This window comes from Halotalea alkalilenta DSM 17697, from assembly GCF_000621205.1.
GTDB lineage: Bacteria > Pseudomonadota > Gammaproteobacteria > Pseudomonadales > Halomonadaceae > Halotalea > Halotalea alkalilenta.
The window spans coordinates 49,379-75,016 of record NZ_KK211227.1; the positions used below are offsets into that span (position 1 = coordinate 49,379).

General features: G+C 65.8%; 23 protein-coding genes. 12 read left to right on the forward strand and 11 right to left on the reverse strand.

Features of this window, described 5'->3' with window-relative positions:
* Positions 1 to 38 precede the first annotated feature (38 nt).
* The 4 genes from Q376_RS0111290 to Q376_RS0111305 form a co-directional block, all read right to left on the reverse strand.
* Positions 39 to 1,625: a peptide chain release factor 3 gene (locus Q376_RS0111290; RefSeq protein WP_027350408.1), complete on the reverse strand. Its 1,587-nt coding sequence runs from the start codon at positions 1,623 to 1,625 to the stop codon at positions 39 to 41.
* A 188-nt stretch (positions 1,626 to 1,813) separates the two neighbouring features.
* On the reverse strand, positions 1,814 to 2,917 hold the full coding sequence (locus Q376_RS0111295) for a helix-turn-helix domain-containing protein (protein ID WP_027350409.1): 1,104 nt from the start codon (positions 2,915 to 2,917) through the stop codon (positions 1,814 to 1,816).
* Positions 2,918 to 2,963: 46 nt separating this feature from the next.
* Complete coding sequence (locus Q376_RS0111300; RefSeq protein ID WP_027350410.1) at positions 2,964 to 4,088, reverse strand: NAD(P)-dependent alcohol dehydrogenase; 1,125 nt, start codon at positions 4,086 to 4,088, stop codon at positions 2,964 to 2,966.
* 10 nt (positions 4,089 to 4,098) lie between these two features.
* Positions 4,099 to 5,562, reverse strand: a complete 1,464-nt coding sequence (locus tag Q376_RS0111305; protein WP_027350411.1) for a benzaldehyde dehydrogenase — start codon at positions 5,560 to 5,562, stop codon at positions 4,099 to 4,101.
* A gap of 629 nt (positions 5,563 to 6,191) precedes the next feature.
* Here Q376_RS0111305 and Q376_RS22370 point away from each other — a divergent pair.
* The 9 genes from Q376_RS22370 to Q376_RS22375 all read left to right on the forward strand — a co-directional run bounded on the left by Q376_RS22370 (position 6,192) and on the right by Q376_RS22375 (position 14,228).
* Positions 6,192 to 6,662, forward strand: a complete 471-nt coding sequence (locus tag Q376_RS22370; RefSeq protein WP_155834316.1) for a hypothetical protein — start codon at positions 6,192 to 6,194, stop codon at positions 6,660 to 6,662.
* 412 nt (positions 6,663 to 7,074) lie between these two features.
* Positions 7,075 to 8,343 (forward strand): ATP-binding protein, encoded by a 1,269-nt coding sequence (locus Q376_RS0111320; RefSeq protein WP_027350413.1) that lies wholly within the window; start codon positions 7,075 to 7,077, stop codon positions 8,341 to 8,343.
* Between the two features lie 227 nt (positions 8,344 to 8,570).
* Positions 8,571 to 9,107, forward strand: a complete 537-nt coding sequence (locus tag Q376_RS0111325; RefSeq protein WP_027350414.1) for a response regulator transcription factor — start codon at positions 8,571 to 8,573, stop codon at positions 9,105 to 9,107.
* 16 nt (positions 9,108 to 9,123) lie between these two features.
* Positions 9,124 to 9,954, forward strand: coding sequence for an inositol monophosphatase family protein (locus Q376_RS0111330; RefSeq protein WP_027350415.1), 831 nt, complete (start codon positions 9,124 to 9,126; stop codon positions 9,952 to 9,954).
* A gap of 108 nt (positions 9,955 to 10,062) precedes the next feature.
* On the forward strand, positions 10,063 to 10,965 hold the full coding sequence (locus tag Q376_RS0111335) for an acetyltransferase (protein WP_027350416.1): 903 nt from the start codon (positions 10,063 to 10,065) through the stop codon (positions 10,963 to 10,965).
* Entirely contained in the window at positions 10,893 to 11,801 is a 909-nt protein-coding gene (locus Q376_RS0111340) for a M23 family metallopeptidase (RefSeq protein WP_081803521.1), read from the forward strand. The genes Q376_RS0111335 and Q376_RS0111340 overlap by 73 nt, the downstream gene beginning before the upstream one ends.
* A 7-nt stretch (positions 11,802 to 11,808) precedes the next feature.
* Complete coding sequence (locus Q376_RS0111345) at positions 11,809 to 13,053, forward strand: glycosyltransferase family 4 protein (RefSeq protein ID WP_245598940.1); 1,245 nt, start codon at positions 11,809 to 11,811, stop codon at positions 13,051 to 13,053.
* The gene (locus Q376_RS0111350; protein WP_027350419.1) at positions 13,025 to 13,585 is read left to right on the forward strand and encodes a phosphatase PAP2 family protein; all 561 of its coding nucleotides are present in this window, start codon (positions 13,025 to 13,027) and stop codon (positions 13,583 to 13,585) included. Before Q376_RS0111345 ends, Q376_RS0111350 begins: the two co-directional genes overlap by 29 nt.
* A gap of 7 nt (positions 13,586 to 13,592) precedes the next feature.
* The gene (locus tag Q376_RS22375) at positions 13,593 to 14,228 is read left to right on the forward strand and encodes an alpha-ketoglutarate-dependent dioxygenase AlkB family protein (RefSeq protein ID WP_043447593.1); all 636 of its coding nucleotides are present in this window, start codon (positions 13,593 to 13,595) and stop codon (positions 14,226 to 14,228) included.
* A 1-nt stretch (position 14,229) separates the two neighbouring features.
* Here Q376_RS22375 and gcvT read toward each other — a convergent pair whose 3' ends face one another.
* Positions 14,230 to 15,345 (reverse strand): glycine cleavage system aminomethyltransferase GcvT, encoded by a 1,116-nt coding sequence (gcvT, locus tag Q376_RS0111360; protein WP_027350420.1) that lies wholly within the window; start codon positions 15,343 to 15,345, stop codon positions 14,230 to 14,232.
* Between the two features lie 398 nt (positions 15,346 to 15,743).
* Here gcvT and gcvH point away from each other — a divergent pair, with 398 nt between their 5' ends.
* Positions 15,744 to 16,133 (forward strand): glycine cleavage system protein GcvH, encoded by a 390-nt coding sequence (gcvH, locus tag Q376_RS0111365; protein ID WP_027350421.1) that lies wholly within the window; start codon positions 15,744 to 15,746, stop codon positions 16,131 to 16,133.
* 72 nt (positions 16,134 to 16,205) lie between these two features.
* Positions 16,206 to 19,094: an aminomethyl-transferring glycine dehydrogenase gene (gene gcvP, locus Q376_RS0111370; RefSeq protein ID WP_027350422.1), complete on the forward strand. Its 2,889-nt coding sequence runs from the start codon at positions 16,206 to 16,208 to the stop codon at positions 19,092 to 19,094.
* A gap of 75 nt (positions 19,095 to 19,169) precedes the next feature.
* On the opposite strand, the gene Q376_RS22380 is transcribed toward gcvP, so the two are convergent.
* The 3 genes from Q376_RS22380 to cdhC are packed head-to-tail and all read right to left on the reverse strand — an operon-like array spanning position 19,170 to position 21,526.
* Positions 19,170 to 19,649: a thioesterase family protein gene (locus tag Q376_RS22380; RefSeq protein ID WP_052365163.1), complete on the reverse strand. Its 480-nt coding sequence runs from the start codon at positions 19,647 to 19,649 to the stop codon at positions 19,170 to 19,172.
* Positions 19,646 to 20,626 carry an L-carnitine dehydrogenase gene (locus tag Q376_RS0111380; RefSeq protein ID WP_027350423.1) on the reverse strand — a complete coding sequence of 327 codons (981 nt, stop codon included), beginning with the start codon at positions 20,624 to 20,626 and terminating at the stop codon, positions 19,646 to 19,648. The genes Q376_RS22380 and Q376_RS0111380 overlap by 4 nt, the downstream gene beginning before the upstream one ends.
* Positions 20,627 to 20,641: 15 nt before the next feature.
* Positions 20,642 to 21,526: a 3-dehydrocarnitine:acetyl-CoA trimethylamine transferase CdhC gene (gene cdhC / locus Q376_RS0111385; RefSeq protein WP_027350424.1), complete on the reverse strand. Its 885-nt coding sequence runs from the start codon at positions 21,524 to 21,526 to the stop codon at positions 20,642 to 20,644.
* Between the two features lie 162 nt (positions 21,527 to 21,688).
* Here cdhC and Q376_RS0111390 point away from each other — a divergent pair, with 162 nt between their 5' ends.
* Positions 21,689 to 22,678: a GlxA family transcriptional regulator gene (locus tag Q376_RS0111390; protein WP_027350425.1), complete on the forward strand. Its 990-nt coding sequence runs from the start codon at positions 21,689 to 21,691 to the stop codon at positions 22,676 to 22,678.
* A gap of 72 nt (positions 22,679 to 22,750) precedes the next feature.
* Here the strand turns inward: Q376_RS0111390 and Q376_RS0111395 are convergent, their stop codons facing one another.
* The 3 genes from Q376_RS0111395 to Q376_RS0111405 all read right to left on the reverse strand — a co-directional run bounded on the left by Q376_RS0111395 (position 22,751) and on the right by Q376_RS0111405 (position 25,619).
* On the reverse strand, positions 22,751 to 24,403 hold the full coding sequence (locus tag Q376_RS0111395; protein WP_043447596.1) for a cation acetate symporter: 1,653 nt from the start codon (positions 24,401 to 24,403) through the stop codon (positions 22,751 to 22,753).
* The gene (locus Q376_RS0111400) at positions 24,403 to 24,717 is read right to left on the reverse strand and encodes a DUF485 domain-containing protein (RefSeq protein WP_027350427.1); all 315 of its coding nucleotides are present in this window, start codon (positions 24,715 to 24,717) and stop codon (positions 24,403 to 24,405) included. Before Q376_RS0111400 ends, Q376_RS0111395 begins: the two co-directional genes overlap by 1 nt.
* A gap of 161 nt (positions 24,718 to 24,878) precedes the next feature.
* A complete protein-coding gene (locus Q376_RS0111405; protein ID WP_027350428.1) occupies positions 24,879 to 25,619 on the reverse strand; it encodes an alpha/beta fold hydrolase in 741 nt (246 codons plus the stop codon).
* Positions 25,620 to 25,638 lie beyond the last annotated feature (19 nt).

Genomic DNA, 25,638 nt, shown 5'->3' on the forward strand with positions numbered 1-25,638 from the left:
TCCGCGCTTGGAACGCACGCCCCGAAGCCGGCTTGCGTTCAGTGTTCGCGGGTGGCGCGGAACTCGATCTCGGGCCAGCGCTCCTGCATCAATTGCAGGTTGACCCGGGTCGGCGCCAGATAAGTGAGAAAGCCTCCGCCGTCGATGGCCAGGTTCTCGGTCGACTTGCGCTTGAGCTCGTCGAGCTTGCGCTCGTCGCCGTGCAGCCAGCGCGCGGTCTGGACGTTGACCGCTTCGTACAGGCAGTCGACTTTGTATTCGTCATGCAGCCGATGGGCGACCACATCGAACTGCAGCATACCCACCGCGCCGACGATCAGATCGTTGTTGTTGATCGGCATGAATACCTGCGTAGCGCCCTCCTCGGAGAGCTGCTGGAGCCCTTTCTGCAGCGCCTTGGCCTTGAGCGGATCCTTCAGCCGTACCCGCCGGAAGAGCTCCGGGGCGAAGTGGGGAATGCCAGTGAAGCGCATCACCTCGCCCGCGGTGAAGGTATCGCCGATCTGGATCGTGCCGTGGTTGTGAAGCCCGATGATGTCACCCGGCCAGGCTTCATCGACCTGGCTGCGGTCGGCCGCCATGAAGGTCAGCGCATCGGCGATCTTGACCTCCTTGCCGAGCCTTACGTGGTGCATCTTCATGTTCTTCTCGTAGCTGCCCGAACAGACCCTGAGAAACGCCACCCGATCACGATGGCGCGGGTCCATGTTGGCCTGGATCTTGAACACGAAGCCGGTGAAACGCTCATCCTCGGGCGTCACCGCACGCTGATCGGTCTGGTAGGTCTGCGGCGGCGGCGCGTACTCGACGAAACCATCGAGCATCTCACGCACACCGAAGTTGCCCATCGCCGTGCCGAAGAACACCGGGGTCAGCTCACCACGCCGGTAGGCGTCGAGGTCGAACTCGTGCGACGCCCCGCGCACCAGCTCGATCTCCTCGCGCAGCTCTGAAGCGACCAGGGCGCCAAGCACCGAGTCGACCTCGGCACTGTCGAGTCCATCGATGTGGACGTCGTCAGGGATCCGGTGACCCTGCCCGGACTTGTAGAAATAAAGGCGATCCTCGAGCAGGTGGTAGACGCCCTTGAATGCCTTGCCCATGCCGATCGGCCAGGTCACCGGCGCGCACTGGATGCCGAGGACGGTCTCGATCTCGTCCATCACCTCCACCGGGTCGCGGGTCTCACGATCCATCTTGTTGATGAAGGTGAGGATCGGCGTGTCGCGCAGCCGACATACCTCCATCAGCTTGATCGTGCGCTCCTCGACGCCCTTGGCGCAGTCGACCACCATCAGGGCGGAGTCGACCGCGGTCAGGGTCCGATAGGTATCCTCGGAGAAGTCCTCGTGGCCGGGGGTGTCGAGCAGGTTGACGATCCGTCCGCGATAGGGGAACTGCATCACCGAGGTGGTCACCGAGATGCCGCGCTCCTGCTCCATCTTCATCCAGTCGGAGGTGGCGTGGCGCGCCTCGCGCTTGCTCTTGACCGCACCGGCGACCTGGATCGCGTTACCGAACAGCAAGAGCTTTTCGGTCAACGTGGTCTTACCAGCGTCAGGGTGGGAGATGATGGCAAAGGTACGTCTAAGCCCCGCTTGCTGGGCTTGCATTGAATCAGACATTACGCCTCGGACTTGATTCGTACGTGCCCTTGGAAACGAGGCTGAAGTGGCCTCATCGGGCTTGGCTGTGAGATTGGGGATTGTACCGGCCCGCCCCGCTCTCGGCTACGAATCGTCGCCCGTTCAGCCTGGCGGTCGAACCGAAACGCCTGGCGACTCGCGAAGAGACCACCCGGCCTGCCCGCCGATCAGGTCAGCTCGTCATCGTCGGGCAGCGCACGTATTTTCTTGTAAAGCGTAGTGCGAGAGATACCGAGCTCGCGCGCCGTGGCAGAAACGTTGCCGCCATAGGCGCGAAGCCGCCTCGCCACCGTCTGCAGCGTCTGCTCGCGCAAATCCGGCTGGCGCGGCGCTGATCGCACGGCAGGCTGAGGACGGCTCGCCCCGCGCACGAGATCGACGAACACCGCCGTGCCGTCGACCAAGGGCAGGCGCTGGGCGGCTCCTGGCTTCAACAACCGCCGCCGCTGGGCGGGCCGGGCGGCGGCGAACAGCTCGCCTACGTGCAAAACCGGCATCGCTCCCGCTATCGGCAGGCCCAGCGCACGACGCGCGATCCGATTGGCCGCGCGAAGCTGACCATCGCCATCGACGGCCAGCAGCCCTTGCAGGGGGGATTCCGTCCAGCGAGGGTCATGACGTAGCCGCACGATATGGCAATCACGCAGACCAGCGATCAGGCGGTTTTCCGTGGCCAGTGCCGCTCGGCGAAAATGCGCCAGCAGGAGCTCGGGATCCCGCTCCCCGACCCCGGTGATATCCAGCGCTCCGATCAGCTCGCCTTCGAGCCCATGCAATGGCACCGAGAGGCAGAACACCGTATCGAATTCGCTCAGGTAGTGCTGGCTACCACGCAGTACGATCGGCTGGTTCTCGGCCAATACGCAGCTCGGCGCCGTGGTACCGACGTCCATTTCCTGGATGCGCCGACCGACCTGGATCGGCCGCAGCAGCGCGGGAACGTCCCGCCCCTTGTATTGATGAACGATCATACCGCGCGGATTGACGCAGAAGACGGTCCAGTGAGGGCCGCCAAAGGCGGCCCACAATTGCTCCATCTCTGCGCGTACGCACTGAATGAGACGGCGATCGTCCGGGTGCGCGCGGGGGTTGTCCCGCGGCTTGAGCGCCTTGTAGTCGGGCGAACTCCAGGGTGAGATCCCCGCCTTGCGCGAGCGATCCCACGAGCGCGCCACCGCATCCGGCAGCAGCTGCGCCGGCAACGCTTCGCCCTCAGCGAAGCGTACGCGAGCCTGTTTGAGTCGTTGCGAACACAATGCTTCCGTTGCCATGGAACCCTCGTCGACGATGCGCCCAGCGCTTCGATGACGAAAGCCTTCAGTCCGATATCTTGATGATCGGCTTGAGCGTGACGCCCTCGACGCTATCCTGCGCGGCCTGGTTGATCTGCTCCAGCGGATAGAATTTCACCAATCTATCGAAAGGGAAACGGCCCTGCTGGAAAAGCTGGACCAACTGCGGAATGAATACCCGCGGCACGCTATCGCCCTCGACGATACCGCGGATACTGCGCCCGCCCAACAGCAGCCCATTGACGTCGAACTCGGCTTTGGTGCCAAGCTTGGGCGCACCGACCACGCCGATGGTACCCAGACTGCCCAGCGCCTCGATACCAGCGGCGAGCACCTCCGGGCGACCGGTCGATTCGAGCGCGAAGTCGGCGCCGCCGGTGATCGCGCGCACCGCCTCGATCACGTCCACCTCGCGACTGTTGACCGTGTGGGTGGCGCCAAGCTCCCTGGCCAGCTCCAATCGCGATGGCACCACGTCGATCGCAACGATGGTGGTCGCCCCGGCCACGCGCGCGGCCATCACCGCGCTCAGACCGACCGCGCCGGCGCCGTAGCTTGCGAAGCTGCTGCCCGGGCGCACTTTCAGCGAGTTGATCACCGCGCCGGCGCCGGTCTGGATACCGCAGCCGAGTGGACCGAGCAGTTCCAACGGGGCGTCGGCCGGCACTTTGATCGCATTTCTCTCACGTGCGACCGCGTAGGTCGCGAACGAGGACTGGGCGAAGAAGTGATCGTGCAGCGGCTCGCCGGCCGGAGTCTGCAGCGCGGTGTGGCCGTGCGCATCGCCGCCGCCGAAATTCAGCCCGAAGAAGTCGTTGCAGTAGGCCTCGTGACCGCTGGCGCAGAAGTTGCAGTGGCCACAGGCGCCGTAGGTGAGAACCACATGGTCGCCTACCTCGAGACCCTCGACCTCCGGTCCCAGCGCCTCGACCACGCCCGCCCCTTCATGCCCCAGCACCGCCGGCAACGGCACCGGATAGTACTGGTCACGCACGATCAGATCGGTATGGCAGAGCCCGGTGGCGACTATCCGCACCAGCACCTCGTCCGCCCGCGGGGCGCGGATGCGTGCCGACTCGATGGTGAAAGGCTTGCCTGGCGCGCGCGCCACCGCCACGGTGATGTCGCGCAGTTCGACTGCTGCAGTCATGTCGTTTCCCTCAGATCGGATAAGCGGGCGCCTCGCCCTTGACGGTGAGCCACTGCCATTGGGTGAACTCCTCCCAGTTGGCAGGACCGCCGATGCTGCTGCCATTGCCGGAGGCACCGACGCCGCCGAAAGGATTGATCACTTCATCGTTGACGGTCTGGTCGTTGATGTGCAGAAGGCCCGTGCGCAGGCGCTCGCCCAGGCGCAGAGCGCGACCGACATCGCTGGACAACACCGCCATCGACAGTCCGTACTCGGTGTCATTGGCGAGCGTGATCGCGTCTTCATCGCTGTCGAACGGCACTACCACCGCCACCGGACCGAAGATCTCCTGATGGAAGGCGGGGTTGTCGGCGGTGACGCCGCTGAGCACGGTCGGCTGGAAGAACAGCTCGGTGAAGCTGCCGCCGGTCTCGACCTTGGCACCGGCGGCGACGGCCTGCTCGACCACTCGCGCGGCATTGTCACGCTGCACGGCATTGATCAGCGGCCCGATGGCCACCTCTTCCTTGGCCGGATCACCGACTTTGAGGCTGCGCGCCTTGGCGGTGAGCCTGGTCAGGAATTCGTCGTAGATGCCGCGCTGGACCAGCACTCGGCCGGCGGACATGCAGATCTGGCCCTGGTGCAGGTAGACGCCCCAGGCGGTATTGGCGATGGCCAGGTCGAGATCGGCATCGTCGAGCACGATCAGCGAGTTCTTGCCGCCCAGTTCGAGCGATACCTTCTTCAAATGCTTGCTGGCGGCCTCACCGACCTTGCGCCCGGCTGCGGTGGAGCCGGTGAACTGGATCATCGCGACGTTGGGATCGGCGGTCAGCGCGGCACCGGCGGCACCGTCGCCCGGCAGTACGTGCAGCACGCCCTCCGGCAGACCGGCCAGCTCGAACAGCCGCGCGATGACCAGACCACCGCATACAGCGGTGCGCGGGTCAGGCTTTAGCACCACGGCGTTGCCCAATGCCAGCGCCGGTGCCACAGCCCGTATCGCCAGGTACAAGGGGAAGTTGAATGGCGAGATCACCCCGACCACGCCGAGCGGGCGGCGCCGTGCCAGGCTCAGCCGGCCTGGCGTGGACGGCAGCACTTCGCCAGTGCTCCGCGACGGCAGCGCAGCGGCCTCGTGCAGCACCTTGGCGCTGATCGATGCCTCGAAACCGGCCTTCAACCTGGTCGAGCCGCTTTCGCGCACGATCCATTCGGCGATCTCGCCGCTGTAGCGCTCGGCCAGCTGCGCGGCCTTGCGCAACACCTGAGCGCGCTGCTCGTAAGCTGCCTCGGCCCAGCCGCGCTGGGCCCGAGCGGCGGCAGCGGCCGCGACGCCGATCTGCTCGGGGCTGGCCATGCCGATGCGCCCCAACGTCTCGCCGGTGGCGGGCTCGGTCACCTCGCAGACGCTATCCGTCGACTCCCAACGTCCGGTGAACAGCGTCCCGGACCAGAAGTCGCCCCGCAAGAATGTGTCGTCGCTCATCTATTTCCTCGTTTCTTCAAGGTTCCAACCCGGCGAAACCGGCAGCCAACGACCGCCCCGGGCAAGATCGTCGCCCAGCGACCCGCTCGCCCACCTGGGCCCCGCAGGCGGCAGGCAGGGGTGCGGGCCGATCATCGAATCGCGCATCATGCAGGTACTTGATTCAAGTACTCGATTCAGGCACTCGATTCAGGTACTCGATTCAGGTAATTGGCAGGACTGATCGAAAGACATGAGCCACGTTGTTCGACTCCGACGATCGGCGAGCGCCTTATTTAAGGGGGGGTGCGACAATCTGTGCCACTAGCCTTTCGCTTATCAATCATAACTTGTTGTAATTAAATGAATTATCCGTGAAAGGGATGTTCATTTACTGAACACTGGCGGACATTGCGGCGTTCGCTCGGGGCAAGCGGGCCGGGGGAGCGCTCCTCTGAACGGCCGGCGACCGCGGGAAGATCGAAACGGAGGTGGGGTCCGAGCTCGCGAGGCTGGACAACGCGAGCCGGACTGACCAAGAATCGCGCTTGTCGGTACATCGTTTGGACACTCGTTTCGAAACACCGCGGCGGCGCCTTCCCCAGGCGCCGCCAACTTCTCTTGGCCAGCACACCCTTTGGGCGGACACCGTGAGCGCGACACGCGACTATTTGATCGAAAGGGCACGCCGACTCATCGAGCAGGAGGAGAACCTCGACCGTCGCGAGCTCGAGGCGGCGCGCCAGTGGGTACTGGCCGTACATCGGCTCTACGCGCGCCTCGGCAGCTGGCTCGATGAGATCAGCGCCTCGAGGCTCGCCCACTCCACCGCTGCCGCCGAACTCACCGTAGAGCTCAGCAGCGAAGAGCAGGCCGTGCCGATTGAGCAGTTCAGGGTTCATGCCGGCAGCCTGACGGTGACCCTCGATCCGACCCTGTTCGTCGGCGAGCAGCGGGTGATTCGCGCCGGCACCGAAGAACAGGCGCTACTGCTGGTGCGCACCGCCACGGGAGCGTGGGAGATCGCCAGTCTCAAGACCTCGGGACGCCTTTCGAGCCGTCGCGATCCACTCGATCAAGAAAGCTTCTATGCCAGCTTGATCACGCTGCTGGGACTCTGAGCGCGACAGGAAAAAACCGCGTTTTTCGATATGTAGTAAATTTACAACAACTAGACTTTGGTCTAATATGTCTTTGCATTCGAATCGCCCCTCCTCACCCGATGCGAGGCCACCGCCATGCAAAGCGCCCATGAAGTGATGCTCAAGGAAGACCAGCGCATGCGACTGCGTCGCGCCCGTGAAGCCCACGAGCGTAACTTCCCGCAGCAGAAAGTAGCTTGACCCTCGCGCCCCGCGGCGCGCTTCTTCCCAAAGCACGGGCCATCGATCGATCGGTGGCCCGTGCTCGTATCCAGTCATAGCCGCGCTGCTCCGGGCCATCGTCCAAGGCGTTCGAGCCCGCGACGCGACAATGCAACCGATGTGATGAGCCGTTAAGATGGCAGTCCCTTTCCCGGTTTGAGCGGTATCCATGGATCCCACCCCGCCCCCGCTGTCACTGTCGACACCGAGCCAGAACCTGATTCGCCTGACGATCATGCGCGGGATCACCTGGACGGGCTTCTTGATCGCGGTGATCACCGGGATCGAACTGCTGGACTTCAAACTAGACGTACTGCTGGTGATCTCGACGATTCTCTCGATGGCGGCGTTCAACGTCGCCACCTGGTGGCGCCTCGGCCGCAATCGTCCAGTCACCGCGCGTGAGTACACCTACCATCTGCTGATCGACATCGCCGGCCTCACCCTGGTGTTCTATCTCACCGGCGGCGCGACCAACCCGGTCGTCACCTATCTGCTGGTGCCGGTCACCATCGCCGCCGCCACCCTGCGCTGGCGCAACGCCCTGCTGATCGCAAGCGTCGCGGTGCTGGCCTACCTGCTGTTGATGTTCTTCTACCTGCCGGTACCGGAGCTCTCCCGCGAAGTGCGCGGGCTGCCGTTCAACCTGCACATCATCGGCATGGGCCTCAACTTCCTGCTCTGCACGGTACTGGTGACCTTCTTCATTTCGAAGATGGCGCTGGCGCTGCGCCGACGCGACCTGACGCTGTCGCGTACTCGCGAAGCCGCACTGCGCAACGAGCAGGTGATCGCGGTAGCGAGCCAGGCGGCGGGTACGGCCCATGAACTCGGTACTCCGCTGTCGACCATCGCGGTGGTGCTCAGCGAGATGCGCGCAGAGCTCAAGGAGCACCCCGCCCTGCTGCAGGACATCGACCTGATCAAGCGCCAGGTCGAGACCTGCAAGGCGCATCTGCGCGCGCTCGCCGCCAGCGCCGAACGCAAGGCCGACGGCATCGAGCAGCTCGACGCCGCGGCCTGGTTCGGCACGGTGATCAACCGCTGGCTGGTGATGCGCCATGACGTCAGCTACCAGTTCGAGGTGGAAAAAGGGCGACCGCCGCAGATCGAGGTCGACACCACGCTCGACCAAGCGGTGATGAACCTGCTCAACAATGCCGCCGACGCCAATCCCGACAATATCGAACTGCGCCTCTATTGGGACGATGAGCGGGTGTACTTCGAGATTCGCGACTACGGCCCTGGCGTACCGCTGGAGATCGCCGACCAACTCGGCGAGACTTTCGTTTCGACCAAGTCCAAGGGCATGGGGATCGGTCTGTTTCTGACCCACTCGACCCTCGATCGTTTTGGCGGCGCCGTGAGCCTGTACAATCACCACGGAGGCGGCACCCTCACCGAGGTGAGCCTGCCCATCGCCGGCAATATCCAGTAGGTTGGGCCCGAAATACGCGCACGAAAATGCGCATGCCTCCACCCTGGAGCCGGTCTGGGAAAACAAAAACCAGCGTAGACGAAGCGGGCCAGAAGGCCGGAAGGGAAAAGCTGCGAGCCAAGCTAGCAGGCGCCCCATCCGTTCCGGCCTTTTCCAAGGGCCCCGGTAAGCACGCTATTTTCGCGGGAAGACCGGCATGAGCCGGTCACGACAAGAGAACGAGCGCCATGGATCAGCCGATCACCTTCCTGATCGTCGACGACGACGAACTCTTCTGCCAAGTGATGGAGCGAGCGATGAAGCGCCGCGGCTTCGAAGTGATGGTGGCCCAGACCGCCTCCGACGCGATGCAGCTCGCTCATCGACACGCTCCGGACTATGCCACCGTCGACTTGAAGCTCGAAGAGAGCTCGGGGCTCAAGCTGCTGCCCGAACTGCTCTCGATCAACCCGAACTGCAAGGCGGTGATTCTGACCGGCTACTCGAGCATCTCGACCGCGGTCGAGGCGATCAAGCTCGGTGCCACCAACTACCTGTGCAAGCCGGTGGACGCCGACGAGGTGCTGCATGCGCTGCACCACACCTCGCCGGATCCGGACACCGAGATCGCCGAAAACCCGCCCTCGGTCAATCGCCTGACCTGGGAGCACATCCAACGCGTGCTCCATGAACACAACGGCAACATCTCGGCCACAGCGCGCAGCCTCGGCATGCATCGCCGCACCCTGCAACGCAAGCTGCAGAAACGCCCCGTCAAACGCTGACCCCGGGAGAGTCCGCATGCCATCAACACCCACGCCCGAAGAGCGTCTCGACTTCACCCTCGCCCTCGCCCGCCAGGCCGGCGAAACGATCGTCGCCGCCCGCCGCGAGGCAAGCTTCGGCAAGAGCCTCAAGCGCGGCGTGGAGCTCGTCACCGATACCGACGTGGCGGTCGACCGGCAGGTCGCCGAGGCGCTCGACCAGCGCTTCCCCGGCGAGGGCCGGCTGACCGAGGAGCTGACCCCGGACCCGCACGAGGTCGATCTCGAGGCAGCGCTGTGGATCGTCGACCCGATCGACGGCACGGTGAACTTCGCCCATGGTCACCACCACGTCGCGGTGTCGATCGCCTGGGCGCTGGATGGCGAGATCCAGCTCGGCGTGGTCCACGCGCCCTTCCTCGATGAAACCTTCAGCGCGATCCGCGGCCGCGGTGCATGGCTCAACGGCGCACCGATCGCTGCCAGCTCCGCCGACGCCTTCGATGAAGCGCTCATCGCCACTGGTTTTTCCTATACACGCGCGGCCCGGGCGAAGCAGGTGGCGCGCCTCGCACGCATACTCGACGCAGGACGCGACGTGCGTCGCAATGGCTCGGCGGCGCTGGACCTGTGCGGTGTCGCCTGCGGCCGCCTCGATGCCTACTACGAAAGCGTCTCGCCCTGGGACTTCGCCGCCGGTCGGCTGATCGCCGCAGAGGCCGGCGCCCTGGTGGGCCATCTCGGCCCGGTGCCGGCCGGCATTCCCGCCGAGCTGCATGGCGAGGACCTGATCTGCTGCGCACCGAAGCTCGAGGCCCAACTGCGTGCGCTGCTGGCGCAGGCCGATCGCGACTTCGCCACGGTCTGAGCGGCGCTGCGAACGATTGCCGCGCCAGCGACGACGCCTGGCCCGCTCGCTCGCGACCTGCCGACTGTGCGACAATCACGCCATGATCAGCAGAGCATTTTCGCGCCCATGCCGCGCATCGACCGCCTGACCGCGCCCTTGAGGGGCGCGGTCAGTGCGCTTCTTCTGTGCCTCACCACCCTGTTCTGGGGCGTGCCGCTGTGCCTGCTCGCGGCGGCGAAGCCGCTGGCATTGAGTCCCGCGCTGCAACGGGCGGTCACCCACGGCCTCGATGAAATCGCCCAGCGCTGGCTCTCGACCAACCTGATCTGGATGCGCTGGTGGCTGAACCCCCGCATCGAGGCGACGATCCCAGCGGGGGTCTCGATCGACGCCTGGTGGCTGGTGATCAGCAATCACCGTAGCTGGACCGACATCTTCGTGCTCCAGCATGCGCTGTGCCGACGGCTTTCACCGCCGCGTTTCCTGGTCAAGCGCGAGCTGCGCTGGCTCCCCATCGTGGGCCTTGCATTCTGGGCGATGGAGTTCCCGCTGCTGCGCCGCAGCCGCGATGCTTCCGAACGCGACCTGCGACAGATGCAAAGGATGTGCGAACTCGCCCGGCGCTCTCCGACGACGTTCTATGTCTTCGCCGAGGGCACTCGCTTCACCCGCGCCAAGCACGATGCCCAGCGAAGCCCCCATGCCCACCTGCTCAGGCCCCGGGCGGGTGGCTGCGCCCAGGTGGCCGCGCTGCTCGGAGACCGACTCGCCGGCGTCCTCGATGCCACGCTGGTCTATCGTACGAGGCAAGGCGAGCCTCTACGGCTCGGCTTCTGGGACTTCCTTTGCGGGCGCACCCCACCGATCGAGCTTCACATCCAGCAGCGAGCGCTGCCCGAGTGGACGCGCCACGGTGACTATCTCAACGACGAGCACTACAGGAAACGCTTCCAAGCATGGATCAACTCGCTTTGGCAGGAAAAGGATCACCTGCTCGCGTCGCGCTCCGGCATCTCGGGCATTGGCTGACCCTGCTGCTGGTCGTGCTGGTCGCCGGCTGTGCCAGCAGCGGCGGCGGCACCGGCAGCGGTGGTGGCTGGTACGTCGTGCAACGCGGCGATACCCTGCACGGCATCGCCAATCGTGCGGGCGTGCCGCTTCTGCGGGTACAGCGCTTCAACCCGACGGTCTCGCCGGAGCGCCTGGAAGTAGGCCAGCGCCTGCGCCTGCCCGATGGAGAGGAGCGCGCGCCCGGCAGCGGCAGCTATCAGTATCGCGTCCGTGCAGGCGACACCTACACGGCGCTCGCGAACCTCTTCTCCACCAGCGTCGGGGCGATCCAGCAGGCCAACCCCGGGGTCTCTGCCAACCAGCTGCCGGTCGGTCGATTGATCTCGATTCCCCGCACCGCCGGCTCCGGCGGCGTCGACATCAATCGCCAGCGGGCGATCGCCGCCAGCCGGGCCGCGCCAGCCGCGCCGCTCCCGCGCGGCGTAGGCAATTGGCCCTGGCCGCTGCGCGACGCCCAGGTCAGTCGTGAGTTCGGCGCCGACGGGCGCGGCTCGCTCCAGCCGATGCTGCTCACCGCGGGCTCCGACCTGGATGCCAAGGCGGTCTATCCCGGCACCGTGCGCTTCGCCGAAGAGATGCGCCAGCTCGGCCGGGTGGTGATCATTCACCATGCGAATGACCTACAGACGGTCTATGCTCAATGCGCGAGTCTGGAAGTCAGCGTTGGTGCCCAGGTCGCGCCCGGCACCCCGGTTTGCCGCTTGGCCCGTGATCCATCGACCCAGAGAGCTGAGTTGCTGTTCGACGTGCGCAACGCGGGCAAGCCGGTCGATCCGCGACGACTGCTGAGGTGATCAGGTCGTGAGCTCTTCGTTCGAACTCAGCCATGGCGTCGGTTCCGCCACCGGTATCGCCCCCCTCGCCAGGGGCGCGATCGAGCAGGCGCCCTGCCGGGTCGCTTTCGTAAGCGAAACCTGGCAACCCGAAATCAACGGCGTTACCCATACGCTCGGGCAGCTGGTCGCCCAGCTCAGCGCTCGCGGCTATCCGATGCAGCTGGTACGCCCTCGTCCAGACGACGGCGACCGTGATCCGGCGATGGACGCAGAGCTCCAGGTCAAGGCGCTGCCGGTGCTCGACTACGATGGCGTGCACATGGGCATCACCAGCCCCCGCCGGCTGCGCGATCACTGGCGCACGCATCGCCCGGACGTGATCTACATCGCCACCGAAGGGCCGCTTGGCCTGATCGCGCTGCGCGTCGCCCGCCAGCTCGGCATTGCGGTGGTCAGCGGCTTCCATACCAATTTCGACCACTACAGCCAGCACTACATCCTGCTGCGCATCGTACGACCCTTCGTGCGCACCTTCCTCAAACGCTTCCATAACCGCACCCAGATCACCCTGGTACCGACCAGCGCCCAGGCCGAGCGCATGACCAAGGCGGGCTATCGCAATGTGAAGGTGATGGGACGCGGGCTGGATCCGGCGCGTTTTTCACCGCGTTTTCGCGATAGGGCGCTGCGCAGGGCCTGGGGTGCCAGCGACGACGACTGCGTGGCGCTGCACGTCGGGCGCCTGGCGGTGGAGAAGAACGTCACCTTGCTGATCGAGACGCTCGAGGCGATGCGCGCGGCCAATCCCGCCCAGATCGCGGTGGTCGTCGGCGACGGCCCGCTGCGCCAGGAGGCCGAGCGTCGCCTGCCGTGGGTCCACTTCGCAGGCTTCCTGCGCGACCAGGCCCTGGCCAGACACTACGCCAGTGCCGATCTGTTTCTCTTCCCTTCGCTTTCGGAAACCTTCGGCAACGTCGTCACCGAGGCGATGGCCAGCGGCCTGGCCACTATCGCTTTCGACTATGCCGCGGCCAGCGAGCTGATCGAGCGTGGTCGTGAAGGTGTCACCGTAGCGTGCAATAATCCCGCCGGTTTCGTCGCCGCGGCCATTGAGCTCGCCGCCGACACCGAGCGAGTCCGGGCCCAGGGCCGCGCCGCCAGCGCACGGGTCTCTTCCCTCGGCTGGGAGCGAATCGCCGAGACCTTCATAGGACATCTGCATCAGGCACAGGAGGTGGGAGATGCGCGAAAAGATCTATCCGCTGTTTAAGCGCCTCGACATGATCGAGTGGCGAGCCTGCAATCGCATCGCCCGGCTCGGCGCCTATCGGCCGCTGCTCTGGCTGTTCCGCGTCGCCAGCCGGCTCGGCGATTATCCCGCCTGGATCGTACTGTGCTTCAGCGTGCCGCTGTTCCTCGGCGCGCGGGGCTGGCTGCTGGCGGTGAGCTGGGGCCTCTGCGCAGCCTTCGGCGGCCTGCTCTATCGCCTGCTGAAGAACCAGCTGTGCCGTGAACGGCCCTACATTTCCTTCGACATCATCCCGTGCACGATGCCGCCGCTCGACCGCTACAGCTTTCCTAGCGGCCACACCCTGCATGCGGTGATGTTCACCACCCTGGTCGCCTACTACGTGCCGGCGTTACTGGTGGTGGTGGTCCCCTTCGCGGTGACGGTGATCCTCTCGCGGGTGATTCTCGGCCTCCACTACCTTACCGATGTCGCCGCCGGCGCCTTGATCGGCTTCGCCATCGCAAGGCTCGGCATCCTTGCGATCGACAGCTCCTTCCCCGGCTGGTTCTAAGCCGGCCGTGGCGATCGAGAGCTGGCAGCGCGTCCATCCGCGCCATGCCTTGTGGTCTCGACGCCAGCCCTTCGACGAAACCAGCACCCGGCGGCTGCTATGCTCGCTCGATGAAGAGCTCGACTGGCAGCGGCCCGAAATCACCCTGTTCGGCAAGCGCCACCCGATCCCCCGCAGCCAGGTATGGATGGGCGCCCCCGACCGGCGCTATCGCTATTCGCGCACGCTCTTCACCCCCTCTCCGTGGCGTGCGGACCTGGCCGAGCTGTGCCAACGCGTCGACGCCGAGGCCAAGGCGCTGGCCGCTTCGCTCGGCTGGCCGGTGCCTGCGCCGCTGGACAGCGTGCTGATCAACCGCTACCAGGATGGCGATCAGCGAATGGGCTGGCACAGCGACGACGAGCCCGAACTCGGCCCTGATCCCCTGATCGTCTCGCTGAGCCTCGGCGCCGCCCGGGTGATGCGCTTCAGACCCCGCCCCGGTACCTCGGGCGAGCCATTCGACCTGAGCCTCGAGCACGGCGCCCTGCTGGTGATGGGGCCCGGGGTGCAGCGCGAACTGCAGCATGCGCTGCCCCCCAGGAAAGGTGCGGGACTGCGGATCAACCTGACCTTCCGTGCGATCCGCCATCCCGCCGGCTGATTCAGCCGCGATGGTAGCGAGCCGGCACGAACGGCAGCTTGACCACCTCCATCGGTAGCCGCTTGCCACGCACCTCGGCATAGAGCTTGGTGCCGAGCGACGTCGCCTGTGCCCGCACGTAGCCCATCGCCACCGGCTGCCCGACGGTGGGACCGAAGGTACCGGAGGTGACCCTGCCTACTTCGCGCCCTTCGCCGTCGAACAGCGTCGTGCCTTCGCGTATCGGCGCACGCCCCTCGCCAAGCAGCCCCACGCGGCGCTCGAGCTCGTCGCGCTCGGCCAGCCGCGGCAGGATCACGTTCGCACCGGGGAAGCCGCCTTCGCGCTCGCCACCCTGGCGACGGCACTTGGCCAATGCCCAGACCAGCGAGGCCGACACCGGATCGGTGTGCTCGTCGATATCGTGGCCATAGAGGCACAGGCCCGCCTCGAGACGCAGCGAATCCCGCGCACCCAGGCCGATCAGTTCGACCTCAGGCTCGCCCAGCAGGCGACGTGCGAACGCTTCGGCATAAGCCGCCGGCAGCGAAATCTCGAAGCCATCCTCGCCGGTATAGCCCGAGCGGCTGATCCACAGGGTTTCGCCTTCGACTTCGAAGCGCGCGTGCTGCATGAACAGCAGGCGGTTGGCTTCGGGGCAGATCCGCGCCATCACCGCCTGCGCCTGTGGCCCCTGCAGGGCGAGCAGCGCGCGATCGTCGAGCGCGACAATGTCGATGCTCGGATCGAGACCGATGCGCAAGAGCGCGATGTCCTGGTCCTTGCACGCCGCGTTGACCACCAGGTAGAGATGATCCCCCGCATTGACGGTCATGAAGTCGTCGTACAGGCCGCCTTCTGGGTTGGTGAAGAACGAGTAGCGCTGGGCGCCCTGCTCGAGGTCGATGAAGTCTCCCGGCGCCAGCGCTTCCAGCGCGCGCGCCACGTCGCGTCCGCGCAGCAGCACCTGGCCCATGTGGGAGACGTCGAACAGCCCGCAGGCGGCGCGGGTGTGTTCGTGCTCGCGCTTGACCCCAAGCGCGTACTGCACCGGCATCTCGTAGCCGGCGAACGGCACGAACTTGGCGCCGTATTCGGCATGGAGGGAGTAAAGCGGCGTGCGCTTGAGGCTACACATGGAGGAATCTCCAGACGGATGGATGAGAAGGACGCCACCCTGCGGCGCAATGAAAGCGACAGGTTAGCCCGAGCGCGGTGCATGGAGAATATCACTGGGCAAAAATTTCCTATCGGAAACTTTATATCGCCCATCACACGCCCTGGCCGAGCCACCGTGGCGACGCTTCACCGGCTACTGGACAGATCGTGGCAGAGACCACACTCTGGCAGGGTCGGGCACCGTCGATCGGCAGCGAACCCAGCTCCCATCCCGCGTGGAGATGCCCATCGGGCACCGGCGAAGAGAATTGGCCGCGCTCCTCGAAGTCGCCCTGCGACGCTAGTCGATGGAGAGGGTTTGCGGCATAATGCGACGAGTTTCTTCAACCAAGAAAAGTTTCTCATAGGAAATAAGCGATGAGCGAGATCCCCCAGCAGCTGCGCTACGCCGAAAGCCATGAATGGGTGCTCGACAATGGCGATGGTACCGTCACCATCGGCATTACCGACCATGCCCAGGAGGCCCTCGGCGACGTGGTCTTCGTCGAGCTCCCCGAGATCGGCCGCAGCCTCGCCGCCGGTGACGAGTTCGGCGTGATCGAGTCGGTCAAGGCCGCCTCCGATCTCTATGCGCCGGTCGCCGGCGAAGTGATCGAAGTCAATGCCGAACTCGAAGACGCCCCTGAGAGCGTCAACGAGCACCCCTATACCGATGCCTGGCTGCTCAAGCTGCGCCTCACCGACGCTGATGCGCTCGAACAGCTGCTCGACGCCGAAGGCTACGCGCGCCTGCTGGACGCGCAGTAGGCCGTTGGCACGGCCTCCGCCCCATCGGCGCGGAGGCCGCCCTTTTCCTTACATTCCGTCGCAGGTAACTTCATGGCTCTCGACACTCGGGCGCTGGCTGATCTGGCCGCTCACGACGATTTCATCTCCCGCCACAATGGCCCACGCAGCGAAGACGTCGCTGCGATGCTCGCGGTGCTCGGTGAGCACGATCTTGCCGGACTGCTCGACAAGACCATCCCGGCCGACATCCGTCTCGGCCGCGAACTCGCGCTCGAGGCGCCCAAGGGCGAGCGCGAGACGCTCAGCTACTTGAAGAGCCTGGCCAAGCGCAACAAAGTGTTCAAGAGCTACATCGGGATGGGCTACTACGACACCCTGATGCCGGCGGTGATCACTCGCAACGTGCTCGAGAACCCGGGTTGGTACACTGCCTACACGCCCTACCAGCCGGAAATCAGCCAGGGCCGGCTCGAGGCGCTGCTCAACTTCCAGCAGGTGATCATCGACTTCACCGGCATGGAGCTCGCCAACGCCTCGCTGCTCGACGAAGCCACCGCCGCCGCCGAAGCGATGGCGCTGTGCGCACGGGCGAACAAGAAAGCCAGGAGCTGCAACGCCTTCTTCGCTGCCTCGGACCTGCTGCCGCAGACCCTCGACGTGCTACGCACCCGCGCGGCCTATCTCGGCTTCGAGCTGATCATCGATCGCCCCGAGCGAATCCAGGAGCACCAGGTGTTCGGCGCGCTGTTCGGCTATCCGGCCGAACAGGGCGAGATCCACGACCTGCGCGCGCTGATCGAGCTGGCCCACGCCCAGGACGCGATGGCCTGCGTCAGCGCCGACCTGATGAGCCTTGCGCTGCTCGAGGCGCCGGGCCGACTCGACGCCGACGTAGTGCTCGGCAACTCCCAGCGCTTCGGCGTGCCGATGGGCTTCGGTGGTCCCCACGCCGCCTACTTCGCGGTCAGCGACGCACTCAAGCGCTCGATCCCCGGCCGGGTGATCGGCGTCTCCCGCGACAGCCAGGGCAACCAGGCGCTGCGCATGGCGATGCAGACACGCGAGCAGCACATCCGCCGCGAAAAGGCGACCTCGAACATCTGCACCGCCCAGGCGCTGCTGGCCAACCTCGCCGGCTTCTATGCGGTCTACCACGGGGCGGAAGGCATCACCCGGATCGCCAGCCGCATCCACCGGCTTACCCACCTGCTCGCCGAGGGCCTCGCCGCCAAGGGCGTCGCCCGGGTCAACCGCCACTACTTCGATACCCTCACCGTCGAAGGGCTCGAGGTCGAAGCGGTGCGCGGCCGCGCGCTCGCCGCCGGGATCAACCTGCGCTATCGCGAGGATCGGAGGATCGGGATCAGCCTCGACGAGACCACCACCGCCCAGGATCTCCAGGAGCTGTTCGACGTGCTGCTCGGCGCGGAGCACGGCCTCGGCGTCGCCGAGCTCGACCGCCTGCATCGCGATGACCACGGCCTGCCCGTCCAGGCGCTGCGCCAGAGCGAGTTCCTCACCCACCCGACTTTCAAGCGCTATCGCAGCGAAACCGAGATGCTGCGCTACCTGAAGCGGCTGGAGAACAAGGACCTGTCGCTGGCCCATGCGATGATCCCGCTCGGCTCGTGCACGATGAAGCTCAACGCCACCACCGAGATGATCCCGGTGACCTGGCCCGAGTTCGCCGACATCCATCCGTTCGCCCCGCGCGACCAGGTCAGCGGCTACCTGCAGCTGATCGACGAGCTTTCCCACGCGCTGCTCGAGGTGACCGGCTACGATGCGCTGTCGATGCAGCCCAATTCCGGCGCCCAGGGCGAGTACGCCGGGCTGGTGGCGATCCGTCGCTACCAGGCGGCCCAGGGCCAGGGACATCGCGACGTCTGCCTGATCCCGAGCTCGGCGCACGGCACCAACCCGGCTTCGGCGGCAATGGCACAGATGAAGGTGGTGGTGGTCGAGTGCGACAGCCTCGGCAACATCGACATCGACGATCTGCGGGCCAAGGCCGAGCAGCACGCCGAGCGGCTCTCGGCGATCATGCTCACCTACCCCTCCACCCACGGGGTGTTCGAGGCGAGGGTGCGCGAGGCATGCGAGATCGTCCATGCCCAGGGCGGCCAGGTCTACATCGACGGCGCCAACATGAACGCCCAGGTCGGGCTCTGTCGCCCCGGTGACTTCGGCGGCGACGTCTCGCATCTCAACCTGCACAAGACCTTCTGCATCCCCCACGGCGGCGGCGGCCCCGGGATGGGGCCGATCGGCGTGAAGGCGCACCTCGCGCCCTACCTGCCCAACCACGCGGTGACCCCGCTCGAGGGCATCGAGCCCGACAGCCACGCGGTCTCCGCGGCGGCCTACGGCAGCGCCTCGATCCTGCCGATCTCATGGGCCTACATCAAGATGATGGGCGCGCGCGGCCTGCGCGAAGCGACCGAGCTTGCGATCCTCAACGCGAACTACATCGCCAAGCGGCTCGACGGTCATTTCGAGGTGCTCTACAAGGGCGAGTCAGGGCGTGTGGCGCATGAGTGCATCATCGACGTTCGCCCGCTCAAGGCGATCAGCGGTGTCAGCGAGGAGGATATCGCCAAGCGTCTGATCGACTACGGTTTCCACGCACCGACCATGTCGTTCCCGGTCGCCGGCACGCTGATGATCGAGCCGACCGAGTCGGAGTCGCGCTACGAGCTCGATCGCTTCTGCGACGCGATGATCGCGATCCGCGAGGAGATCTCCCGGGTCGAGAGCGGTGAATGGCCGCGCGACGACAACCCCTTGGTCAATGCCCCGCACACGCAGCGCGACCTGTCCGGCGAATGGTCCCACCCCTATTCGCGCGACACCGCCTGCTTCCCCTCGCCCGCGACGCGCATGGCCAAGTTCTGGCCGGCGGTGAACCGGGTCGACAACGTGTTCGGCGATCGTAACCTGGTCTGCAGCTGCGCACCGATCGACGCCTACCGCGACTGACGCCCGGCCCGCCCCCACCGCCCATCGGCTTGGCCGATGGGCGGTGCACTCGATAGTTCGCGCACTCCCCCCGGATCACTTCTTCAGTGCGATCCGCTGCCCGCTCCACTGGCGCCATCCGAGCGCCTCTACCGCATCGATGCCGTGGTCGATCCGCGCGACGACGCGATCAGCGAAGGGCGTCGAGCGCCCGCCCGCCACGTCGATGTTGATCAACAGCTGCTCGCTCGCCGCGCAGAGCCTGCGCTCGATGCCCACATACATCAGGTGGCAAAGCCTCAGCCGCTTGGCGTCGTGCTCGATCAACCTGCTGCCGACCTCGATTCGCGCCCCCAGACTGGCCTCGGCGAGAAAGTGAAGATGCGCCTCGAGGGTATAGAGCGTATGGCCGAGCAGGCCGCGACCACGCTCATCCAGGCCAATCCGATTCATCATTTCATCGGTCGCCATGCTCATCGGCAGTAGATAGAAGGCGTCGCGCATATGGCCGTTGTAGTCCACCCAGGCCGGATCGACTTCACCGACGTAGCAGGGCGCATCCCAGGGGCGGGTCACAGCGTCTCCTCGATGCCGTGGGCGCGGCGCGTGCGCTCGAGCGCCTCCTGGACTGCGATCAGGGCGTCGTCGCGAAACCGCTCGAGCTCGCCGATGCTCTTGGTGCCCAGCTGCGCCGAGGTGCCGTCGACCACCCGGTCGATCAGCGTCTGGCTGAGCTCCGGCGCTTCGAGGTAGCTCCAGGGAAGCTTGAGCGCGGGGCCGAATTGGGCCATGAAATGGCGCATGCCGGCATCGCCCCCCGCCAGCGTATAGGTCAGGAAGGTGCCCATGAACGACCAGCGCAGCCCTGCGCCAAAACGAATCGCGTCGTCGATCTCGCCGCTGGTGGCGACGCCGTCGTTGATCAGGTGGAGCCCTTCGCGCCACAGCGCCTCCAGCAGGCGATCGGCGATGAATCCCGGGACTTCTTTCCTCACCTGCAGCGGGCGCATGCCCAGGCGGCGATAGAACGTCGCCGCGCGCCAGCGACTCTCGTCGCTGGTCCGCTCGCCGCCGACCACCTCGACCAGCGGCAGCAGGTAGACCGGGTTGAACGGGTGACCGACCAGGCAGCGCTCTGGATGCCGGGCATCGCGATAGAACTCGCTCGGCAGCAGCCCAGAGGTCGAGGAGCTGATCAAGGTGGTGGGATCGGCGCTGGCGCTCAACCGGGCGTGGAGCTCGCGCTTGAGCTCGAGGCGCTCCGGCGCGCTCTCCTGGATGAAGCCGGCGCTCGCGGCGCACTCCTCGAGGCTCTGGGTGAAACGCAGCCGGTCACGCGACGCCGTCGCATCGATGCCATTGGCCTCGAGCGTCGGCCACACGGCATCGATGCGCTGCCTCAGCGCGGCTTCGGCGCCTGGGGCGGGGTCCCATACCAGCACGTCGAGCCCGTGGGCCAGGGCGCGAACGATCCAGCCCGAACCGATCACTCCCGTGCCCACCGCGGCGAAGACCTCGATCTCGGTAGGGACATTGCTCTGCATCGATGACATCGAAAGGCTCCTGGATCAGCGCGAAGGGAGGCCGAGGCGCTCGCGCCCTTCGGCCGGTGTCAGTACCCGCCCGCCCAGGCGGGCGACGATCTCGCCGGCCCGCTGCACCAGCGCCGCGTTGGTGGCCGGTACCCCGCGGTCGAGCCAGAGGTTGTCCTCGAGCCCTACACGCACGTGGCCGCCCAGCAGCATCGACTGCGCGGCCATCGGCATCTGCATGCGGCCGATCCCGAACCCTGCCCATTGCGCTCCCGGCGGCAGGTTGTCGACCATCGCCTTCATCGTCGTGGTATCGGCGGGCGCGCCCCAGGGAATGCCGAGGCAGAGCTGGAACAGCGGTGCGTCCAGAAGCCCCTCGGCGAGCATCTGCTTGGCGAACCAGAGGTGTCCGGTATCGAATATCTCGAGCTCGGCCTTCACCCCCAGCTCGGTGATCCGCCGCGCCCCGGCGCGCAGCTGCGCTGGCGTGGAGACATAGATGGCATTACCATCGCCGAAGTTGAGCGTGCCGCAGTCCAGCGTGCAGATATCGGGCAGCAGCTGCGCGACGTGGCGAAGACGGGCCAGCGGCCCGACCAGATCGGTGCCGGGTCCGAACCGCATCGGCTCCTCGTCGGGCCCGATCTCGAGATCCCCGCCCATGCCGGCGGTGAGGTTGATCACCACCTGTTCGTCACTTTCGCGAATACGCTCGACCACCTCGCGATAGAGCGCGGGATCGCGGCTCGGCGCACCGCTTTCGGGATCGCGAACATGCGCGTGGATGACGGTCGCTCCCGCCCTGGTGGCCTCGATCGCTTGCTTGGCGATTTGCCTGGGCGTGATGGGAACGTTGGGGTTTCGCTGGGTCGTGTCGCCGGCGCCGGTAAGCGCGCAGGTGACGATCACATCGCGGTTCATTGCCCTCTCCTGGGATCGGCTCGGCGCTGGCTTGCGCCCCTTTGCTCCCAGACAGTCTAGGGGCCCGGCCGGGCGCGCGATTGCAATCCTCCGACACCGAGTTTCAATCCGTCGACATCGAATCCAGCAGCACGCCCACCTCTCGCCGGAGCCGGTAATGCCATGACGGTCGGACTCGAATTCCTGCTCCTGCCCGGCTTCTCGATGCTCGGCTTCACCTGTGCGATCGAGCCGTTTCGCGTCGCCAACCGCTTTCGCCCGGGCAGCTATCGCTGGCGCCTGCGCAGCCTCGACGGCGCGCCGGTGACAGCGAGCAGCGGGCTCATCCTCAACGTCGAAGCAGGTATCGGGGAGCTCGATGCCGCCGGCCCGCCCTCGCGCGAAGCGATCCTCTTCATCGTCGCCGGGTTCGAACCGCTGGATGCCTATTCGCCAGGGCTCAAGCGGCTCTTGCATCGGTGGGCCCGCAGCGGCGCCGTGCTGGGAGGCATCGATACCGGAAGCTTCATGCTCGCCGAAGCGGGCCTGCTCGATGACCATCAAGCTACGCTGCACTGGGAAACGATTCCGGCATTCAAAGAGCGCTATCCACGCGTCCAGGTCAGCCAAGCGCTCTATCAGATAGACCGCCAGCGCATCACCTGCGCGGGAGGTACCTCGGCACTCGACCTGATGCTCGCGCTGATCGCCGCTCACCAGGATGGGGAGCTCGCGCTCGAGGTCTCCGAACAGTTCGTACTGGGGCGGATCCGCAGCCGCCAGGATCATCAGCGAACCCGCACCGCCGTGCGCTACGGCATTACCAATCCTCGCCTGGTCTCGATCATCGAAGAACTCGAGCAGTGCTGCGACACGCCCCTGGATAGCGCCGACCTGGCGCGACGCCACGGCATCTCGCTGCGCCAGCTCGAGCGCCTGTTCAAGCACCAGCTCGCCAAGACGCCGACGCTGTTCCACCTCGAGCTGCGGATGCAGAGGGCGCGGCAGCTGCTGCGCGAGGGAGGCTCGAGCGTGCTGGAGGTCGCGATCGCCTGCGGCTTCACCTCCTCCTCTTACTTCTCCCGCTGCTATCGCGCCTGCTTCGGCCTTCCGCCAAGCCGCGACCGGCGAGCCGCGGCGAACGATATCGATGGCGCGACGCACCCACGCTGAGAGCGCCCTACCAGCACACCGTCGGCCCATCGAAACTTCGATGGGCCGTATCGCGGCGACGGCACGACGGTGTCAGTGGATCATTCGCCCGCTTGCGCCAAGCCCGGTCTGGGAACGGACGAACTGGTCGTCGAATCTCGACCGGTCGAGTGCGCCCGCCTCGCTATGATCGGTGACCGAGAACAGCCAGATCCCGGTGAAAGCGACGATCATCGAGAACAGCGCCGGATAGTCGTAGGGATAGATCGGCTCGGCGTTGCCGAGGATCGAGACCCAAATGGTCGGCCCGAGGATCATCAGCGCGATGGCGGTGGCCAATCCGAGCCCGCCACCCCATACCGCGCCTCGGGTGGTCAGCCGGCGCCAGTACATCGACAGCAGCAGTACCGGGAAATTGCAGCTCGCGGCGATGGAGAACGCCAGCCCGACCATGAAGGCGATGTTCTGGTTCTCGAAGGCGATACCCAGCAGGATCGCGACCACGCCGAGGACCACCACGGTGACCTTGGCGATCCCTACCTCGACGCGTTCATCGACGTTGCCGCCCTTGATCGCACCGGCATAGAGATCGTGGGAGATCGCCGACGCCCCCGCCAGCGCAAGCCCAGCGACCACCGCGAGGATGGTGGCGAAGGCCACCGCCGAGATGAAGCCGAGGAACAGGCTGCCGCCGACGGCCTCGGCAAGATGCACCGCGACCATGTTGGTACCGCCGATCACCGCGCCATTGGCGTCATGGAAGGTAGGGTTGGTGCTGACCAGCAGGATCGCACCGAAGCCGATGATGAAGGTGAGGATGTAGAAGTAGCCGATGAAGCCGGTGGCGACGAATACGCTCTTACGCGCCTCCTTGGCATCATTTACGGTGAAGAACCGCATCAGGATGTGCGGCAGGCCGGCGGTACCGAACATCAACGCGAGCCCCAGCGAGATCGCCGAAATCGGATCGGACACCAGCCCTCCCGGGCTCATGATCGCCTCGCCACTGGGATGCACCGCGATCGCCTCGCGAAACAGCCGCTCGGGGCTGAAACCCACATGGTAGAGCACCATCAGCGCCATGAAGGTGGCGCCGAACAGCAGGATCACCGCCTTGATCATCTGCACCCAAGTCGTCGCCAGCATGCCGCCGAACAGCACGTAGCAGACCATCAGCACCCCGACCAGCACCACTGCGACATGGTAGTTGAGGCCGAACAACAGCTGGATCAGCTTGCCCGCCCCGACCACCTGGGCAATCAGATAGAGCGCCACCACCGCAAGCGACCCGAAGGCGGAGAGCACCTTGACCTGGCGCTGGTTGAGCCGATAGGAGGCCACGTCGGCGAAGGTATATCGACCGAGGTTCCTGAGCCGCTCGGCGATCAGGAACATGATCATCGGCCAGCCGACCAAGAATCCCATCGAGTAGATCAGCCCATCGTAGCCGGAGGTGAACACCAGCGCCGAAATCCCCAGGAACGAGGCCGCCGACATGAAGTCCCCTGAGATCGCCAGACCGTTCTGGAACCCGGTGATCTTGCCCCCGGCGGCGTAATAGTCGCTCGCGGTGCTGCTGCGCTTGGAAGCCCACCAGGTGATGTAGAGAGTCGCGGCGACGAAGATCAAGAACAGGATGATCGCCGGCACGTTGACCCCGGTGATCCCCGCTTCACCGCTCTGGGCCAAGGCGACGGCGGGAAGCGATGCGAGAAGCGCGCCGAGCGCGATGCTTTGGCGTTTCATCATTTCACCTCCGCCAACAGCTCGGAGGTCAGGCGATCGAACTCGCCATTGGCCCTGCGCACGTAGACCCCGGTCAGGATGATCGCGACCAGGATCAGCCCGACGCCTACGGGAACGCCCCAGGTGATCACCGTATCGCGTCCGAGCGGCGTGCCCAGCAGATGAGGGGCGAAAGCGATCAGCAGGATGAAGAGCAGATAGAGCCCAAGCATCAGCGCACTGAGTATCGCCGAGAAGCGCCCTCGTTTCCTCACCAACTCATCGAAGCGTGGATCAGCCAATATGCGGCGGTATCGTTCGTTGTATTGTTCCATGCGCCACTCCCCGGTCGATACGCTTTTCGGACGGGTCCCTTGCCCGCCCCTAACGCATCCTGGGCGATTAGCCGAAGGTTCGCCGCCGACTTTGGTCGAGATATCGACCAAGGGCGTAAACCATCGGCAGCGCCGCATTCTTCCATCGCTTCCCGCGCTTTCTAGTCTGGAACCGCCGCCACGGCCTCGAGGATCACCTCCGCGACCTCCTGCGGCCGGGAGATGTAGACCATGTGGCTCGCCTCGATCTCGACCGTTTCCCCGCTCGAGCGCGCATACATCCAGCGCAGAAGCTCGGGATCGAGGACCCGGTCCTGGGTGGTCACGATCTGGAAGCTCGGCTTCTCCCGCCAGGCCGCACGGGTGAACTCCACCGAAAAGGGCGCGAACGTCATCGGCTTCGAAGAGGCCGACATGAAGTCGGCCAACTCCTCCGTCAGGTCGGCCGCAAGGTCCCGGTGATAGCTCGCGGGATCGGGGACGAAATGCTCCTCGTCGAGCATCTTGGTCTGGAAGGTCATCGGGTAGCGCGCGGTGAGCGACGCCAAGGTCTCGCCGGCATCGGGCTGGAACGCCGCAACATAGACCAGCGCCCCGACCCCTTCGTCGAAGCCGGCCTCGGTGATCACCGCCCCCCCGTAGCTGTGGCCGACCAGCACCGTCGGGCCTTGCTGCTGCGCGAGGATCAAGCGGGTCGCGGCCACGTCATCCTCGAAGCTGGTGTGCGGCAGCTGCACCACGCTGACCGACAGCCCCTGCGCCTTGAGCAGATCGTGAACGCCGCGCCAGCCGGAGCCATCCATCGTGGCCCCATGCACCAGCACGACGTTCTTTGCATCGGCCAACACCGGCCCGGATAGCGTCATGGCCGCAAGGCTGAGCGCTGCGAGTTTGCGTATCATGCTTTTTTCCTTTGTGGCT